Origin of the sequence: Gardnerella vaginalis ATCC 14018 = JCM 11026 (assembly GCF_001042655.1) — a bacterium.
In the GTDB taxonomy this organism is placed as follows: domain Bacteria; phylum Actinomycetota; class Actinomycetes; order Actinomycetales; family Bifidobacteriaceae; genus Bifidobacterium; species Bifidobacterium vaginale.
Window position 1 is genome coordinate 1,281,970 of the sequence record NZ_AP012332.1, and the last position, 17,427, is coordinate 1,299,396.

At 43.4% G+C, this 17,427-nt stretch carries 9 protein-coding genes and 1 tRNA gene; 3 read left to right on the plus strand and 7 right to left on the minus strand.

Annotated elements, in window-relative coordinates; genetic code table 11:
• Positions 1 to 5 precede the first annotated feature (5 nt).
• Entirely contained in the window at positions 6 to 1,460 is a 1,455-nt protein-coding gene (locus GAVG_RS05015; protein WP_013399731.1) for a bifunctional folylpolyglutamate synthase/dihydrofolate synthase, read from the minus strand.
• 517 nt (positions 1,461 to 1,977) lie between these two features.
• Between GAVG_RS05015 and GAVG_RS05020 the strand changes: the two genes are divergently transcribed.
• Entirely contained in the window at positions 1,978 to 2,676 is a 699-nt protein-coding gene (locus GAVG_RS05020) for an ECF transporter S component (protein ID WP_004114512.1), read from the plus strand.
• Between the two features lie 145 nt (positions 2,677 to 2,821).
• A tRNA-Ile gene (locus tag GAVG_RS05025) sits at positions 2,822 to 2,895 on the plus strand.
• A 106-nt stretch (positions 2,896 to 3,001) separates the two neighbouring features.
• Here the strand turns inward: GAVG_RS05025 and GAVG_RS05030 are convergent.
• The 6 genes from GAVG_RS05030 to GAVG_RS05050 all read right to left on the minus strand — a co-directional run bounded on the left by GAVG_RS05030 (position 3,002) and on the right by GAVG_RS05050 (position 12,437).
• Positions 3,002 to 3,898, minus strand: a complete 897-nt coding sequence (locus tag GAVG_RS05030) for a carbohydrate kinase family protein (RefSeq protein WP_009993771.1) — start codon at positions 3,896 to 3,898, stop codon at positions 3,002 to 3,004.
• Positions 3,899 to 4,146: 248 nt separating this feature from the next.
• Positions 4,147 to 5,739, minus strand: coding sequence for an aminopeptidase P family protein (locus GAVG_RS05035; RefSeq protein ID WP_013399732.1), 1,593 nt, complete (start codon positions 5,737 to 5,739; stop codon positions 4,147 to 4,149).
• Positions 5,740 to 5,860: 121 nt separating this feature from the next.
• Positions 5,861 to 8,473 (minus strand): aminopeptidase N, encoded by a 2,613-nt coding sequence (gene pepN, locus GAVG_RS05040; protein ID WP_009993767.1) that lies wholly within the window; start codon positions 8,471 to 8,473, stop codon positions 5,861 to 5,863.
• A gap of 36 nt (positions 8,474 to 8,509) precedes the next feature.
• A complete protein-coding gene (locus GAVG_RS05045; RefSeq protein WP_009993765.1) occupies positions 8,510 to 10,489 on the minus strand; it encodes a ribonuclease J in 1,980 nt (659 codons plus the stop codon).
• Positions 10,490 to 10,636: 147 nt separating this feature from the next.
• The gene (locus GAVG_RS07065) at positions 10,637 to 10,780 is read right to left on the minus strand and encodes a hypothetical protein (protein WP_004113042.1); all 144 of its coding nucleotides are present in this window, start codon (positions 10,778 to 10,780) and stop codon (positions 10,637 to 10,639) included.
• Positions 10,781 to 11,057: 277 nt separating this feature from the next.
• Complete coding sequence (locus GAVG_RS05050) at positions 11,058 to 12,437, minus strand: MFS transporter (protein ID WP_004113044.1); 1,380 nt, start codon at positions 12,435 to 12,437, stop codon at positions 11,058 to 11,060.
• A 396-nt stretch (positions 12,438 to 12,833) separates the two neighbouring features.
• Between GAVG_RS05050 and GAVG_RS05055 the strand changes: the two genes are divergently transcribed.
• A complete protein-coding gene (locus GAVG_RS05055) occupies positions 12,834 to 17,315 on the plus strand; it encodes a hypothetical protein (RefSeq protein WP_009993839.1) in 4,482 nt (1,493 codons plus the stop codon).
• The last annotated feature ends 112 nt before the right edge of the window (positions 17,316 to 17,427 follow it).

The window sequence follows — 17,427 nt, forward strand, 5'->3', positions numbered from 1 at the left end:
TAAAGTCAATTCGCAATGTTTGGATGAGTATTAGCGCGCTGATCCTTAGGCTTCTTCAAGTCTGGATTAACGCGCTCAATAAGCATAGTTCGAGCGTCGCCAGCTGTAACAAAGCTTCCGCAAATCAACACTCCATGTCCGTATCCAACTCCAAGCTCATCGTCTTCGTCAACAAGATTCACAGCTTCTTGAATAGCGTCTGGAAGATCGTCAACGCGAATCACTCGATCTCTGCCAAATACGTTAACCGCAATCTTCTCCAAATCTTCTGGATCCATAACGCGATCACGCCAAGAGTTACGAGTAACAATAATCTTCGTTAAAATCGGCTCAAGAACACCCAAGTATTCTTCAACTTGCTTATCTGCCATCATTGCCACAACGCCAATAAGCTGCTCAAAATTATAATTCTCCTCGATTGTTTTACGAAGCGACTCAGCAGCATTAACATTGTGGCCGCCATCAATAATAATTGTCGGAGAAGTGCGCACTTGCTCAATGCGCCCAGGAACCTTAACTTGGCTCAAAGCCTCGGCAACCAAATCGCCATCCAAAGCGCCATTTACAGGCAGAACAACCTCCGCAGCAGCAAGCGCCGCCAAAGCATTATGCGCCTGATGCACACCAAACTTGTCAATCGGCACATCTTCATAAGTGCCATTAGGCGTGCGCAAAGTGGCAACTTGACCGCCAACAGCTGGAGTGCGCGAAATAACCTCTAGCTCGCCACTGCCGTCACTAAAGTCGCGTAAAAGCTTGGCATTATTGCGATTTGCCACCTCTTGAATAATCGGCAAAACTTGCGATTCGTGTGGCTGCGGCCCCAAAATCACAGTGCAATTTGGCTTAATAATGCCCGCTTTTGTGCGCGCAATCTCTTCAACCGTGTTTCCAAGCCATTGCATGTGATCCATGTCTACAGGACCAATAATCGCAGCATCAGCATTCATAACATTAGTGGCGTCCCATTCGCCACCCATGCCAACTTCCATCACGGCAACATCCACAGGAGCGTCAGCAAAAGCCCAAATCGCCATAGCTGTAAGAACTTCAAAAAAGCTCATGCGCGGCTTGCCATCAGCGTCCATGCGAGCGTCAACCATGTCTATAATGTCTTTCATTTGATCATACACGTCAACGAAATGGTCGTCGCTAATTTCCTCGCCATCAATCATGATTCGCTCATTTACGCGTTGCAAATGCGGCGAAGTGTAAAGACCTGTGCGCAAACCGTACGCGCGGCAAATCGCCTCCGCCATGCGAGCCGTGGATCCCTTGCCATTGGTGCCAGTAATGTGAATTACGTGCATCGATTGCTCTGGATGTCCCAAAATATCAAGTATTAGGCGCATTCTGTCTAAATCAAGATTCGTCTTATTATGTTCTGGAGCGCGTCGCATGATATCACGCTCAACATCAATAATGCGCTCGCCGTTACTATTTGGATGTTCCATAGACATTTTGTTTGCACTCCCCCTGATTTAACTCTCGCCATACGCTGTGTTCGTTATATGCGACATTCTCATGCTCATTTTTCCAACTATCTAGATTAGTAACTGTAGTGTTTTTGTTCCTGCTTTACGGCGTGTCGAAGTAGAAATGCACTACAGATTCGTTAGATTTGTCTCACTCACGAGACATATGTAACAGTTTTTGGCTGTTTTTTGTTATATTTGCATCATTGATGAGACATTTGTAACGTTTTTTGGCTCAAATTCGTTAGATTTGTCTCGCTCACGAGACATTTGCAACGCGAGCGATATTCCTTGCTTGGCGTCGCGTAAGCGACTTTATAACGCGTTATAAATTTCTGCAATAGTAAAAAATGTTACAAATTATACAAAAAATTATTCAAAAGGCGTGTTAGTGGAAACTAAATGGTAGAGTACTCGATGTCGTTTCCGCCCAGGCTGCGTAGGTCAAGAGACGATTTTAAAGAAATTACAATACGCAGCGTCTAGTAGTTAAGGGACTCTTATGAGTGATATTTTCAATAATGAATCAAATAATGAATCAAATTACACCCAATCCAGCACGCCTATAACAGACAAGGCTCAGAATCAAGAAGAAGTTACGCCTACAATAATTAGCAGTCTTCGCTGGCGAGTGGCAGATATATCACTTGGAGCTGCTTTAGCTGCTTTGTTTGGTGTAATCTACTGGGGCTTTACTATTGTGTTCTTCTCCCAGATTTCACCTATTTTGCGAACGATTTTGCCTGGATTTGGCAGCATTTTGCATGGCGTTTGGTACATGTCTGGCCCTCTTGCTCTTCTTTTAATTCGTAAGCCTGGTGCTGCGATTTATGTTAATGTTCTTGGTGCTGTATTCGAAAATATTCTTGGTCAACAATTCTCCGCATTCATGGTTCTTGCTTCTGCCGCTTTACAAGCTGTGTTTAGCGAAATTCCTTTTGCGATTGCCAAATATAAGAAGTATAACCTTACCTTAAGCGTTATTGCTGGTGGTCTTACAGCTATTGAATATGGTATTTATTTGATGTTCGTAATCTACCAAGGTAAGTCTGTAAATTATCTAACAATTCACATGATTTGTGAGTTTATAAGCGGTATTGTGATTGCTGGAATTATTCCTTGGATTTTGTTCGTTGCAGTTCGTAAAACTGGAGCTTTGAGTAATTTCGCTTCTGGAAGAGGACAAGCTACAGTAGCATAATTATTCGAGCTAAAACAGCTGGCGACTAGACTAGCAGAGCACATAAGTGTGCATTGCAATACGAATTGTATATGAATAGTGTTGCATAGCGTGTTAAACGTTTATGGGTGTGTGCTAATCTAGTCGTTGCTGACTTTGTTAGCGTGGGGCTTTAGCTCAGTCGGTTAGAGCAGCGGACTCATAATCCGCCGGTCCAGGGTTCAAGCCCCTGAGGCCCCACTAGATAATCGTCTTAATGGCGTATAAAAAAGCTTCAACTCGTTTGATTCTAGGAATTACCTAATTCATCTTACAAGTTGAAGCTTTTTGTTTATATTCTTACAGACTACAGTCCTGCTTTAGAAAGATAGTCTGGGATTTCGCTCGGGTACTCTGGCCAGGCTCCTGCTTGAGTGCAAACGTACGCAGCAGTGTTGATTGCAGCACGATGCGCGTCTTTAAGCGAATCGCCAGCCAAAATCCTTGCAGTAAAAGTACCAGAGAACGAATCGCCAGCACCAACTGTGTCATTAACTTCCACATGAGGGGTCGGATATGTGGAGCTTTCTCCCGTCTTAGTAAAGATTGTGCTAAAAGTAGATCCGCCAGTCAAAATCACATAATCCAAGCCGTAGCGCGCCTGGAACCATTTGCAAGCCTCATTGTCTGAAGTTTCGCGAATATTGAACATGTCTCTAAGAAGAAGCAGCTCAGAATCGTTAAGCTTAAAAACAGTAGCCTCTTTTAGCAGAGCATCAATTAAATCTTTTGAATAATGATCGCTACGAATGTTAATGTCAAAGAACTTCATGGCGTTTGGCTTAGTGTGCTTTAAAAGCTCCAAAACAGTGTCGTGCGTTTCTTGCGATCTTAAGCTAAGAGTACCAAAGCAAATCGCGTCTGCTTTGCTAACAAGATCTACAAGTTCTCGCGTATAAACAATATGGTCCCACGCAATGTTTCGCACAATCGTGTATTCTGGAATGCCATTTTTAAGTTCCACATCTACTGTGCTAGTTGGCCAAGCATTGCGCTGAATAACGTGCTTGATCCCTGCTTTTTTAACTTCTTCAACAAGTTCATCACCGAGAGAATCTTCTCCAACCGCACTAATAACATAGCTTTCTGCTCCATTGCATTGCGCGTGATACGCAAAGTTGGCTGGAGCACCTCCAACTCGTTTTCCTTGTGGGAGCAAATCCCACAGTATTTCTCCAAGCGAAAGAACGATTGGCTTAGTCATTATATTCCTTTCAAGAGCATCAATGATTTTGGCTACAACTTGTTGATTCAACATTTTTACCCGCAGCACGCCGATAATAAAATAATGCTGTTATAACAAAGCGATATAACAACATTATTGCGTTAAGATTAGATAAATTGGGTCTTTAGGATTTTGAACTTTACAACTCAACGGTTAGTTGCCACTTTTCCGCCGAAATATAAGAAAAGTGGCACTAATCTCATCGAAAAAAGTTGCTCTGCCGCACGTTACTTTGACGCGCACTGAGCCATCCAAGCCTCTACATCATCAATCTGCTTAGGAATATCGATAGAAAGCCATTCAGGGCCATTCTCCGTCATCAAAACATCGTCTTCAATGCGGATTCCGATTCCGCGCATTTCTGGCGGAAGCATAAGATCATTGGCAGCAAAGTACAAGCCAGGCTCGATTGTGAAAATCATTCCTGGAGTAATCTTCGCACCCTGATACGCCTCGTAGCGAGCTTGAGCGCAATCGTGAACATCTAGACCCAAATGGTGAGCAACACCACACGCATGCCAACGACGATGCTGCTGACCTTGCGGCGAAAGCGATTCTTCAACGCTAACCTTTAGAATACCCCACTCGTACAAATGCTCCGCAAGCACGCGCATGCAAGCGTGGTGAATATCGCTGTAAGTTGCGCCTGGCTTAGCCGCTTCAAAACCAGCTTGCTGAGCGTCTAGAACGCATTGGTAAAGCTTCTTTTGCAAATCTGTAAACTTGCCGTTTGTTGGGAAAGTTCGCGTAATGTCTGCCGTGTAAAGGCTGTTGACTTCTACGCCTGCATCAATCAAAAGAAGATCCCCGCTAGAAACCACGCCCGTGTTGCGCATCCAATGCAAAATTGGAGCGTGCTTTCCAGAAGCAACAATCGTATCGTAGCCAACCTCGTTTCCAACTTCTCGAGCAACGGAGTTAAAAGCGCCTTCAATCATGCGCTCAGAATGCTCTTTGCCTAAAGCTTGAGGTAAACGCGTAAGCATGCGATCAAAGCCTAACTTTGTAGCAGCAACAGCTTTGCGCATTTCACCAATCTCGTAAGCATCTTTAAGCATACGAGCTTCGGCTGCTACTTCGTGCAATTTATCGTCTGCAGCAATATTTGCATCTTCGTCGCTAAATCCGCTCGCTTCTCTTAACTCATCTACACGTGCTGTTAAATCGGAGTCCGCTTCTCGCACAATTCGCACACGCACGCTTTCGGCAGAGCTATTATCGTCGCTAACATTTTTTGCGATTGCGTCGTCAAGCTCCGCAATATCGCGCGTTTCAATGCCTGTCATAGCTTTCAACTCTTTGAGTCCTGCGCGAGGACCAACCCAGTATTCACCGTAGTGCGGGTCTTTGTAGAACGCATCAGTGCTATTGTCTGCGCGAGGAGCCACAAAAAGCTGCGGAACGTGAGTTTCGCCAGCCGATTCCTCGTCGCTACCTGCTTGCACCGGATCAAGTACAAGAACAGCGCCAGCTTCGTAATCCTGACCCAAGCCAGTGTAGTATGCGAAAGTTGTGTCTGGTCTAAAAGCGTAGTCGCAATCGTTATTGCGTACTTTTGGCTGACCTGCTGGGATAACAAGGCGCTCGCCTGGGAACCTCTTACCAAGCGCTTCTAAGCGTGCTGGCGTGTACTTTGAGGACTCAAGCGGTTCGATTTGTGGCTCCTGGTTATCCCAGCCACTAGTCATAAACTCTTTAAAGGAATCGCTGTTTGGGCGCAAAGATCGATTGTTTACGCGGTCTTGCGCTTTCTGCGTACCATCCGCGTTTAGTTGCTCACCATGTATTGTTGGCGTTGATTGATGCATATCTTCTGCCATCTTGCGACTCCTTGAATTAATCTTTAATCAACCTAATCTTTAATAAACTTAGATTCAATCTACATTTCCCTATTTTCTTATTAGGAATGTACATTGAAAATAGCCATTAACTTGCAAAATACTAAAGCGAAGCGTTGTAATGCTGCACCTTAAGCGTACGGCGAGAAGAATCAAGCTTGCCGAGCACCATACGACGCAAAGCTTGATCCGCATCCTTATGCTCATCAAGCCAGCGCTGTCCGCGCTCAACTAATTCGTCTACATCCGCATAATTTGGATACAAGCCTTCAATCAAAGTTTCCGCCATATGGAATGTGCGATTCTTCCAAATCCACTCAACTTCAGCAAAGTAGCGCTCAACATAAGGCTTAACCAAATCGCCTTTAGCTGTGCTTGCAAAGCCAGCAACCACAGCACCCATTTGCATATTAGTCAAATTGAGATTACGCAAAGCCTGTTCAAAAGCCCAATCCTTAGCTTCTGCAGTTGATCGAGCCGCACGAGCTTGGTAAGCGTATTCGCGATTCTCGGTAGTATCGCGCTTTTTAAGTTCCGCGTCAATTCCAGCTTCGTCCAAAGCGTTCACGCCTGCGAGCGCAATAAGAATGCTCCAGCGCAAGTCGTTGTCGATTTCCAAGCCTTCTAAGCGCACGGAACCGTCAAGTAATCCGTTAGCTACGCGCACAAACTCAGCATCTCCAACTTCGCCGTATCCAAGATAAGCCTTGAGCAACTGGAATTGCTCGTCAGAACCTGCAGAAGCTGCCAAAGCCAACTGCCAAAGTTCGTGAGCTACATGCTTTGCGACTTCTGCTTGACGCTCAGGCACCACGTAGTGGCTTGCAGTTACCTTTACTTGACCAAGAGCATAGCGGAAAGTAGTTGATTCGCGCTCAGTTGCCAAAGCTTTAAGGCTAAGTTCCACGAAGCGTTCTGCTGGGAATTCTGCGTCGCGAGTCATATCCCACAATGCGAGCCAAATAAGCGAGCGAGTCAAAGAATCCTTGAAACGATACAAGTTTTCTGCAGCAAACTCAAGCGACTTTGCGTCAAAACGCAACTTTGTGTACGTTAAATCGTCGTCGTTCACGAGAATAAGCGCAGGCATTTTTTCGCCGCGCGCTTCCGCCACTTCCGTCACTTCGCCGTCAACATCTAGTTCGATTCGCTTTGTGCGCTTAATTTCGCCACTTGCTTCGTCTACATTGTAGAATCCAACAGCCAAACGGTGTGCGCGAAGAACAGGATGCTCAGCTGGCGCGCTCTGACGCAAACGCAAGGAAGCAATAGTACCGTCAGCTGCTTCTTCGACTTCGGTAGAAATCGTGTTAATTCCAGCCTTTTCAAGCCACTGAGCACTCCAAGCCTTAAGATCGCGTCCGCTTGTAAGCTCCAACTCGTGCAACAAATCAGCCAAAGTTGCGTTGCTGTATGCATGCTTGCTCAAGTAATTGTGGATTCCTTCAAAGAACTTTTCGCGACCAACGTACGCTACGAGTTGCTTTAATACGGAAGCTCCCTTTGCGTAAGTGATGCCGTCGAAGTTAACGGAAGTGTCGTTCAAATCGTTGATTGGAGCCACGATTGGGTGGGTTGTTGGAAGCTGATCTTGATTAAGCGCCCAGCTTTTTTCGCCAGAATTGAAAGTGCTCCAAGCGTCATGCCATTCTGTTGCTTCAGCAGTTGCAAGCGTAGAAGTGAATTCTGCAAAAGACTCGTTAAGCCACAAATCATTCCACCACTTCATAGTTACGTAATCGCCGAACCACATGTGTGCAAGCTCGTGCAAAACTGTTACAACACGACGCTCAGCATATGCGTCCGTGACCTTGGATTCAAACACGTATTGGTCGCGAATTGTAACCATACCAATGTTTTCCATAGCTCCAGCGTTATATTCTGGCACGTAAATCTGATCGTACTTTGCGTACGGGTATGGCACTCCCCAAGTCTTAGCGTAGAAAGCAAAACCTTTCTTCGTAATATCGAACAAGTAGTCAACGTCTTTTGCAAAAGCGTCTTTAAGTGCCTGACGGCAGTACATTGCCATTGGCACTACGCGACCGTCTTCGTTGTTGTAAGTCGTATGCCACTCAGCATAAGGTCCTGCGCAAATCGCAGTTAAGTAGGAGCTCATTTTTGGAGTTGACTCAAACACCCAGCGCTTCATTCCTTCTACAGCGCCATTTTCCAAAGTGCCTGCTTCAGTTTCGCGGCCTTCCAGCGCTGTTTCGCTCTTAACTGGCATGTTGGAAGTCACAATCCAGCTTTCTGGAGCATCCACGCTAAAATCAAAAACCGCCTTCAAATCTGGCTGATCAAACACTGCGTAAACGCGGCGAGCATCCGGCACCTCGAACTGAGTGTACAAATACACGTTGCCGTCGGAAGGATCCACGCTTCTATGTAATCCCTCGCCCGTGTTGGAATATTGGCAGTTTGCTACAACTTCTACGGTATTATGCTCAAGCAGATTTGCTAGCTCAATTCGGCTGTTTGCAAAAACCTTAGAAACATCAAGAGATGCTCCATTGAGCACAACGGATTCAACGCTGTTTGCAATCAAATCGAGGAAGCTTGTTCCACCAGCTTTAGCATCAAACTCAATCTTTGTGTGCGATTTAAAATCGCGTCCCCCTTTGCCTAAATCGAGCGCAACATCGTAGTGAATTGGCATTTGAATTGCGCTAAAACGTTCCGCCGCTTCTACGCGAGTCAGATTTGCTCCTGGCATATTTACCTTCCTTTTTATATTTCCTTTATATTTTCCTTATTCTTGATTATTTTCTGAAATATTTGCTACTACTGGCACAATCATTGGCTTCCTACGCAACGCACGCGCAATCCAACTTCCAAGCGTTCTTCGCATAATCTGCTGAAGCTTATACGTGTCTTTCTCGCCGTGCATCATGGCATCTTGAAGCTGGAAAACAATTTGAGATCGAACTTTTTCAAAATCAGACTCGTCTTCTGCAACAGCATTCAAGTAAATCTTTGGACCTGCTACAACATCTGCGCTATCTGTATTTACCACTATAAAGCTAGACACAAATCCTTCTGTGCCAAGGATTCTACGCTTTTCCAGCTCTTCGTCTGTAAGCTCGCCAACGGAATCGCCATCAACATACACGTATCCGCATGGCACAGATCCAACAACGGCGGCGTTTCCGTGGTACAAGTCCACAACATCTCCATCTTCTGCCAAAACAACATTTTTAGGATCCACGCCTGTTTTAACAGCAATCGAACCGTTTGCCACAAGATGCCTGTGTTCGCCGTGAATTGGCATAGCGCATTTTGGCTTAACAATGTTGTACAAGTAGAGCAACTCACCCTCATTGCAATGACCAGAAACATGAATCGCAGCATTATCTTTGTTGATTACGCGAGCGCCCATTTGCACAAGCTTGTTGATTACTTTGTAAACTTCATGCTCGTTTCCTGGGATTAGTGAGCTTGCAAGAATTACGGTATCAAGCTCATTAACTGTAATATCTTTGTGTATTCCGTCTGCGATTCGCCCAAGAGCTGCCATTGGTTCGCCTTGAGATCCTGTGCACATATACACAAGCTTGTCGTCTTGAATATCTTTTGCTTGCTTTAAATCTACAACAGTATTTTCTGGAATATGCAAGTAGCCGAGATCTGCCGCAATAGACATATTTCTAACCATTGAGCGCCCAACGAACACAACTTTTCGACCATACTTGTGTGCAGCGTCTACGACTTGCTGAACGCGGTGAACATGGCTAGAGAAGCTTGCGACGATTATTTTGCGAGTGGCTTCCGCAAACGCGCGATCCAAAGCTGGTCCAATAGTGGTTTCTGGCTTAACGAATCCTGGAACCTCGGCATTTGTGGAATCCGCCATTAATAAATCAATTCCCTGTTCGCCAAGCTTTCCGAATTCAACTAAATCAGTAAGCCTATGGTCTAGTGGAAGCTGATCTAGCTTTATATCTCCCGTATCAATAAGCGTTCCTGCTGGCGTTTTTACACACACTGCAAGAGCGTCTGGAATGGAGTGTGTTACGCTAATAAACTCCAAATTAAAAGGACCTATTTTTAGCTTGTCTCTGCCTTCTACATGAATCATTTTTGGGTTGATTCTGTGTTCTGCACATTTTGCTTCAACAAAAGCGAGTGTTAATTTAGATCCGATTAGAGGAATGTCTGGACGCATTTTTAGCAAATATGGCACGCCACCAATATGGTCTTCATGTCCGTGCGTAAGTACCAGAGCATCTACTTTATCTAACCTGTTTTGAATGTAGTGAAAATCTGGCAAAATCAGGTCTACGCCTGGCTGCTCTTCTTCTGGGAAAAGCACTCCGCAGTCTATAAGTAAGATATGACCGTTGTATTCTATAACGTTCATATTTCTTCCGATTTCGCCCAATCCGCCAAGCGGAACAATTCTCATTGACCCCTTGCGATATTTTGGCGGAGCGATTAACGCACCATCGCGCTGATCGTTTACCACTGGTGGAAGCGCGTTTTTAACTATTTTAGAACTTTTAGAACTTTGCGTATTTTTGATTTTTTTGCTTGCTTTCAAAGATTCGATATTGTTATCGTTAATCTTGTTATCGATTGTTTTATTGCTTTTTTTACTTGTATTAGTTGTTTTTTCTTTTTTCACAGTTTTATTTGACTTTTTATTCGTTATTTTTGAAGGTTGGGAGGTTTTTACAGAGTCTACAATTTCTGCAAGAATCTCATCCGTCAATTGCATCGTTGTCTTACTCATCTAATCCATTGTAGCGTTACGCCTCAACGGATTAACACTTAAAAATATGAAGCAAATCGCTTTGAATTTGTCGTAAATAACCTATAAAGCTAAAGTTAAAGTCAAAATGTTAAAGCGTGTGTTGAAACGTGTGTTAAAGCGTAAACTCTAATGCTTACCGTATTTTTTCCAAATCTTGATTCCGATGCCGATTAGTACTACAACGATTGCGAAAATCATTGAACCTAAAATTGCGGAGCCTGATTGAATGTCAGCAAAGCCTGCTGCTGCGAATAAATCTGAACCAAACATTACACACCTTCTAAAATTCTTGTTTATTATTTATTGTTTTGTTATAAAAACCTATTATTCCTAATTCTACAATACTTTTTTGCAAAAGATAATACTCCGAATTGCCTTCGTGCTACGCTTTGAAAACTCAGACAGGTTGTCGCGCTTAGAGCGTAGCGCGCAAGGGTAATTCTCTGTTTGCTGTTGCGAGATATGCGGATTCGTTACATTTGTATTATCGGTGAGGCATTTGTAACGTTTTTTGCTGTGGCATATACCCCTTTTAGTATGAAAAGCGTCAGTGTTGTTTGCGTGTTACAATAATCCACCCAATTGACGCGATTGGAATTGCAACAAGCGTAGAAATCCATGGAACCATCATTCCGCCGTGCGAGCTCCACGCGTCAATCGCAAAGCCCGCGACCATTGATCCAAGAGAAGCGCCAGTTGCAGATGCCGTTGGCAGCCACGATAATCCTTCGGTAAGCGAGTGTTCAGGAATCGTGTCTTTAACAATAAGATTTCCAGTTGCAAAAATCGGAGAAACACATAGTCCGCTTAAAAGCTCAAAAATGCTTAGAAGCACAAGTCTATCTAAGTTAATGTTCATAAGAATAAAGCCAATAGTAAGAAGGCTTAAAAACACGATTAGATGAGACCAATTAGATCCGCGGAATTTGTGCGAACCAAAAATAACAGCTCCAACTAAAGATCCGCATGCAAACAGCGCAAGTTGCAAGCCGATTAATTTGTCTAATCCTTGCGCGCGCATTGCTGCAGTAACAGATACGTCAAAAGCGCTAAAACTCATATTAAAAACAAGGAACATAACAACAAGTGGTATGATTCCGCGGTAAAGAAGAACGTTTTTAGGCTTCTTCTTACGATTTTTGTTTTTGAGTTGTTTAAGTGAAAGCCTGTCTATAAGCTTTGTAGTGTTGTTGCTTTTATGTGTGTTTTGTACGTTTTCGCTTTGCTCGCTTATTGCATTTTGCACGTCTTCGTCGTATTTAGGCGCGCTTTCTACTTGCACGATTTTAATAACCGCTGGCTGTGTGTTTTTAAGTGATAAGAACCACGCTCCACCTAGTCCACTTGCTAAAACCGGCACAAAAAGTTGAGATACAGGGTGAACGCTAGTGGCAAGCCATGCTGCAAGAATTGGTCCGAAAATAAACACAATCTCGTCAATTCCAGATTCAAGCGCATATGCAACGTTTAGTAACGTATCGTCGCTTTGACTTTTAAGTGTGTATGCCCAGCGCGTTCTAACAAGCGCGCCGAACGCAAATTGCGTAACTCCCATTAAGATTGCAAGCACAAAAAGTATTGGCAATGGTACACGTATTAGCGCTGCAACAGCAAAAGATAGCATAGCTACAACTTGCGCGCTTAGAGCAAGTGTTCCAACTTTTCTTTGACCAAATCTATCAAAAAACTTTGCATATAATGGCGTTACGGCTGCTTGTGATAGCACGTATGCGGCACTCATAGTGCCTGCAATAGTCCAATTGTTGTAAATGTGATTTAGTGCAAGAACGATTCCTAAACCCATCATCGAAATAGGCAGCCTTGCTATTGCTCCAGATATGCAAAATGCTCGCGTTCCTTCAAAAGAGAACAATCTTGCATAATTTGACATAGGCGAAGACTTTTGCTGCGCCGATTTCGATGACATATTCACTTCCCTTAAAATTTGTACGCGTTTAACGTGCTTAACATGATTGATTTTTGAGTATCTTTCTAGTCTACATTATGGCGTCAAAGTTTGCAGATTGATGTTTTGATTTTCCCGTGTTTGTTCCCTTTTTGGTCGATTGGGGAAACAAAAGCGGGAAAATCGTTCGCGCATTATGCAGATCGAAATCGTCGATTCGAACGTTAATCCATAGGTATTTGATAAAATCGCATTGAAAACTTGATACCCCCCCGTAGAGCTGTATACTGTTTTCGTATGAAGCAAGGTTTAAAAAAGATCGCAATGGAAGCGAACAAAAATTGCGATTCTCGCACAAAATCTTGTTTAAATAGCAGAGTCTACTATTTTAATCATTAGAAAGAGGAGAGGTTAGTTATGAACGCTAAGCTTGCCGTAGCAATATCTTTAGGCGCAAGTTCTCTTGCATTATTCGGCATGGCAGGTGTTGCCAACGCTGAAACAGTTACTCCACCAAATTCTGGCACAAATCCACAACCTGTTGTACAGGCTCCACAAAGTGGTAACGCAAATCCTAGTGGCAATTCAGGTAATGAAAATCCTCAACCTGGAAGCACAAATCAAGGTGGTAATTCTGGGCAGAATCAACCTGGCAGCACTCCTGCAGGCCAGCAAGTCGGTGGAAATAGCGAGGGAACGAAGCCAGAAGAAAAGAAAAATGAAGCTGCAGAACAAGCTATAAAGGATGCAAAGTCCAAGAGTGAAGACGCTCAAAAAGATGTAACTACAGCAGACAATGAAGTTAAGCAAGCAAACGAAAAGGCAACTGAAGCCAAGAACACTGCCGAAGAAGCTCAGAATGGTTTAAATGCTGCTAACAAGTCAAAAGATAAAGCAGATAAAGAAAAGACCGAAGCTGACAACAATTTAAACGCAGCTAACAATGAAGTTAACGCCAAAGAGAAAGTAGCTGAAGAAGCTGCAGGCGATGTAGCTGCAAAAGATAAGGCTTTAAAAGACGAGCAAGCTAAGCAGACTGCAGCTGAAGAAGCAAAGAAGAAAGCCGAGAACGAACAGGCTGCGGCTGAAGAAGAAAAGAAAACCGCTGAAAATAATGTTACTGATAAAAACACAGCTTTAGAAAAAGCAAAAGGAACTTTAGAATCTAAGCAAGACGAGAAAAACGATTACGACAAAAAATTAAAGGAAGCACAAGAAAAGTTAGAAAACGAAAAGAAGGAACAAGCTCGTTTAGATGATATAGCTGATAGAGCCAAAACAAAACAAGAACAAGCAGATCTCGCTGTTGAAAATAACAAAAAAGAGCAGCAAGAAAAGCAAAATAAGATTGATGCTCTAAATAATCCGACTACTACCACTAACGAAGAAGTAGAAAGACTTAAGCGTGAAGCATCTGAAGCTGAACAAAAAGCTAAAGATGCTAAGGAAGATGAGGATAAGAAAGACAAAGAAGCTAAAAATAAGCAAAACGATTTAGATAACGCTGGAAAGAATCTCAACTCAGCAGAAGACGCGCTTGAAAAGAACCCAGACGCTAAGAAGTTGAGCGATACAGAAAAAGCTGTGAAAGACGCTAAGAATGCTGCAGATGAAGCTGCTAAAAATGCTTCTACAACTACAGCAAACTTTGATGGATTCTTGGATTATGTGATTAAAACTTATAAAAATTCTACTAGCAAAGAAGATAAAGCTCTTCTTGCAGACGCTCAGCGCGCTAAGCAGATTTTGAACGGTGAAAGAGTTGAAATCATGAAGCAAGTCCAGAACGGAGACAAAACAGAAAACGTTCTAGACCGCGTTGAAGTACCTATGTGGTATAAGGATCTTGTAAAACTCGGTAAAGTTGGCGGCGCGGATTCATTGCAAAACATGAAGGAAGCTGCAACTTACTACGAGGCACTCAACAAGTTACGCAAAGAAGATAGCGATAAAAACAGCGCAAGTACTGAAGACAAAGCAACTTTGGGCGCTGTTAACGTGCGTCTTAGCTTGATTGCAGAGTCAATTGTAAACTCCTTCTATTCTGGTGCAAATCATGATCATGCAATAAACCACCCTGGTTATAAGAGTAGCGAAGTGATGAAAACTAACCCGTACAATGCTACAGAAAATCTTGCGTGGGGCAATTACGACGGAGACTCTAAGGATCATAAGAATCAGGAGTATGGAAGTTGCCATATAACAGCAAATGGCAATACGTCTTGCTCTGTAGATTCTGAAAAATATAACGCTCTTAGCGGCTGGTATACGGTTGAAAAAGAGCGTTACGACAAGGCTGTTGAAGGAACGTTTGTAACTGGCGAAAAAGGTAGTGAAGTAACTCATAAGATTTCTGATGCTGGTAAAAAGGTTCTTAAAGAACATCGTTATGATTTGGGTCGATACATGCGGCAGAATCCAGATACTAAGTTGTTTGAGTCTGCTGATGATAATAGTAAACTCAAGGGCATTTTCTTGGAATCTGTGGGTCATTACACGAATTTTGCTAGCAAAGATATTACTGCTGGCGGATTCGCTGAAAGCGACTTAAGCTTGCAAGAAGTTACAACAACAACCACAGTAAACGGAAAGTCTACAGTTAGCAAAGAAGATGTTGTAGGAGATGTAGCTGTATGGCACGGAAGCAACGAATCTTCGATTACTATTGCTAAGTATAAGCAACTTCTTGCTAATTACGAGAGTAGCCTTGGTGAAAGCGCTAAGGCAGAGTTGCAAGAGAATGACGCTATAAATAAGCTGAATGCTGAAGCGAATAAAGCAAACTACGATTTGTTTGTTAAAAAGTATGAGCTTCGTAAATTGCATTATGACTTGAACATGAGCGATGCTAACAACTTAGACGCTGCAGATGCCGCTAAACCTGAAGTTGGTTTGCAAGATCAGGAAAAGAACGCACTTGATGTTCTTAAGCAAAAAGCTCAAGAACTTGTTGCGTACTATAGCCAAACTGATGTAACGTGGGCAGCTACGCAAGAGACTGTTAATCGACTTCTTAGTCAAGCAAAATCTGAAGTGCAAAAAATCGAATCTAAAATTACTAATATTACTAATTCAATAAGCACTGCTGATTCCAAAAAATCTGAAGTAGAAAAGCTTAAGAAGGCTGTTACAAATGCAAATACTGCGTTTGAACAGGCTAAAACTGATGTTCAAGAAGCAAATAAAGCTTTAACACAAGCTCAAGAAACAGCTAATAGGTTAAATACTGAAGCTACAAGTGCGCAGCAGAAGTATAAAGAAGCTGAGCAGAAGGCTCAGACTGCAGCTCAGCAGACTAGTGAAGAGCGCAATAAGCAGATTCAAAATCTTCAAGGTGAGCTCGATCAGCTGAAAGAAAAAGCCAAAACTCTGGAGCAGACTGCTAAACAAGCTAAGACAGCTGCTGATGCAGCAAAAAATGATGCTCAACTTCAAAAGAATAAGATTGATGGAGAGTTAACTCAGGCTGTTACACAAGCTAAGCAGAAGGTTGATCAAGCACAGCAGGCTGTTCAAGATGCAATCAAAGCTAAAGATAGTGCTGTTGAAGCGCTTGCGGCAGCAAATAAGAATGTTACTGAGTTAACTGAAAAGATATCTGGATTTGCTGCAGCAATACAAAAGCACGACAATGAGATTAAAGCTGCTAAAACAAAGGTAGCAGATGCTCAAGGCTATCTTGACACAGCAACACAAAAGCAAACTAGCGCCGAAACTGAGCTTAAGAATGCAAAACAAACAGCAAAAGAAAAAGCTGAAGCCGTTAAGACTGCTGAACAAAATGTTGAAAAAGCAATTGCTGCTATTAGTGCTGCTAAAGAATCTGTTAAGCAAGCTAAGATTACGGTTGCTTCTGCTCAATCTGCTCTTGCAGCTGCTAAAACTAAGGTTACACAGGCTCAAACAAAGGTTGAGTCTTATAAGACTAAATTTGCAGCAGCCGTAGCTGCTCTTCCTGAACAAGTTCGAGTGACATATCAGGCGAATTTTGCTGCTGTAACTGGTAACTTTACAACAATGCTAGCAACCCTTAACTCTTGCTCTACTACTTTGAGTTCTGCTACTAGCACGTTGCAAAAATCAGCAGAAAGCCTATCCAAGGCTGTTCCAGAACCAGCTCCAGAACCACCTGATCCTGTGCCACCTGCTCCTGTGCCACCAGCTCCTGTGCCAGTACCAACACCACCTACACCACCAGTAGTACCTGCACCACCAGTGGTACCGGAACATCATAATGAAGGTGGTTCTAATACCAACACTGGCAGTGGAACACAAGAGCAAAACACTGAATCAGGCAATGCTAATCAAAATACTGGTTCAACTAGTGCAACGCAAAATAACACTAGCAGCAGTACGAGCAACAACACGAGTTCTAGCGAATCCTTCGAAAACTACTACAACCAGTATCTTGCAGGATACGCAAACAACTTGTTCGGAAATGAGCAACTCGGATTCCACGCTGCTATTCCAGCTGCACAATCGCAAAGCGCAAACGATGCTAACGGTGCTAACGGTGCAAATGCTCAAAATGCTAATGGCGTTGCAGCGAATAATGTTACAGGCGCAGCACACGCTAACACTCTTAGCGCAAGCAGCGCTAACCGCATAGCAGCTGCTCTTGCATCTGGCGCTAAAGCTGCAGCTAAAGATCTTGCTAAAGCACAAGATGCTGCTAAGGATTCTGCTGCTAAGAGCGAATCCAATAAGGATTCCAAGAGTGAATCTAGTGAATCCAAGGATGAGTCTGAGAACGCTCAAGCTTCTGGCGGCGCACAAGACGGCGCGCAAAGCGCATACAACAACACTACACTTAAGGTTGTTGCAGCTCTAGCGGCTGTTGTTGCAGGGATCGCAGCAATCGGAGGCGGCACTTACTTCGCTCGCCATCGTCGCGCATAATCAAAACTAAAAAACAAAAATAAAACCGCGGTTAACTGGTCTTATAATTGACTAGTCTTCCGCGGTTTTTGTATCTGTCATATACAAAAATCGGCTCGTATCGCTCGAACAT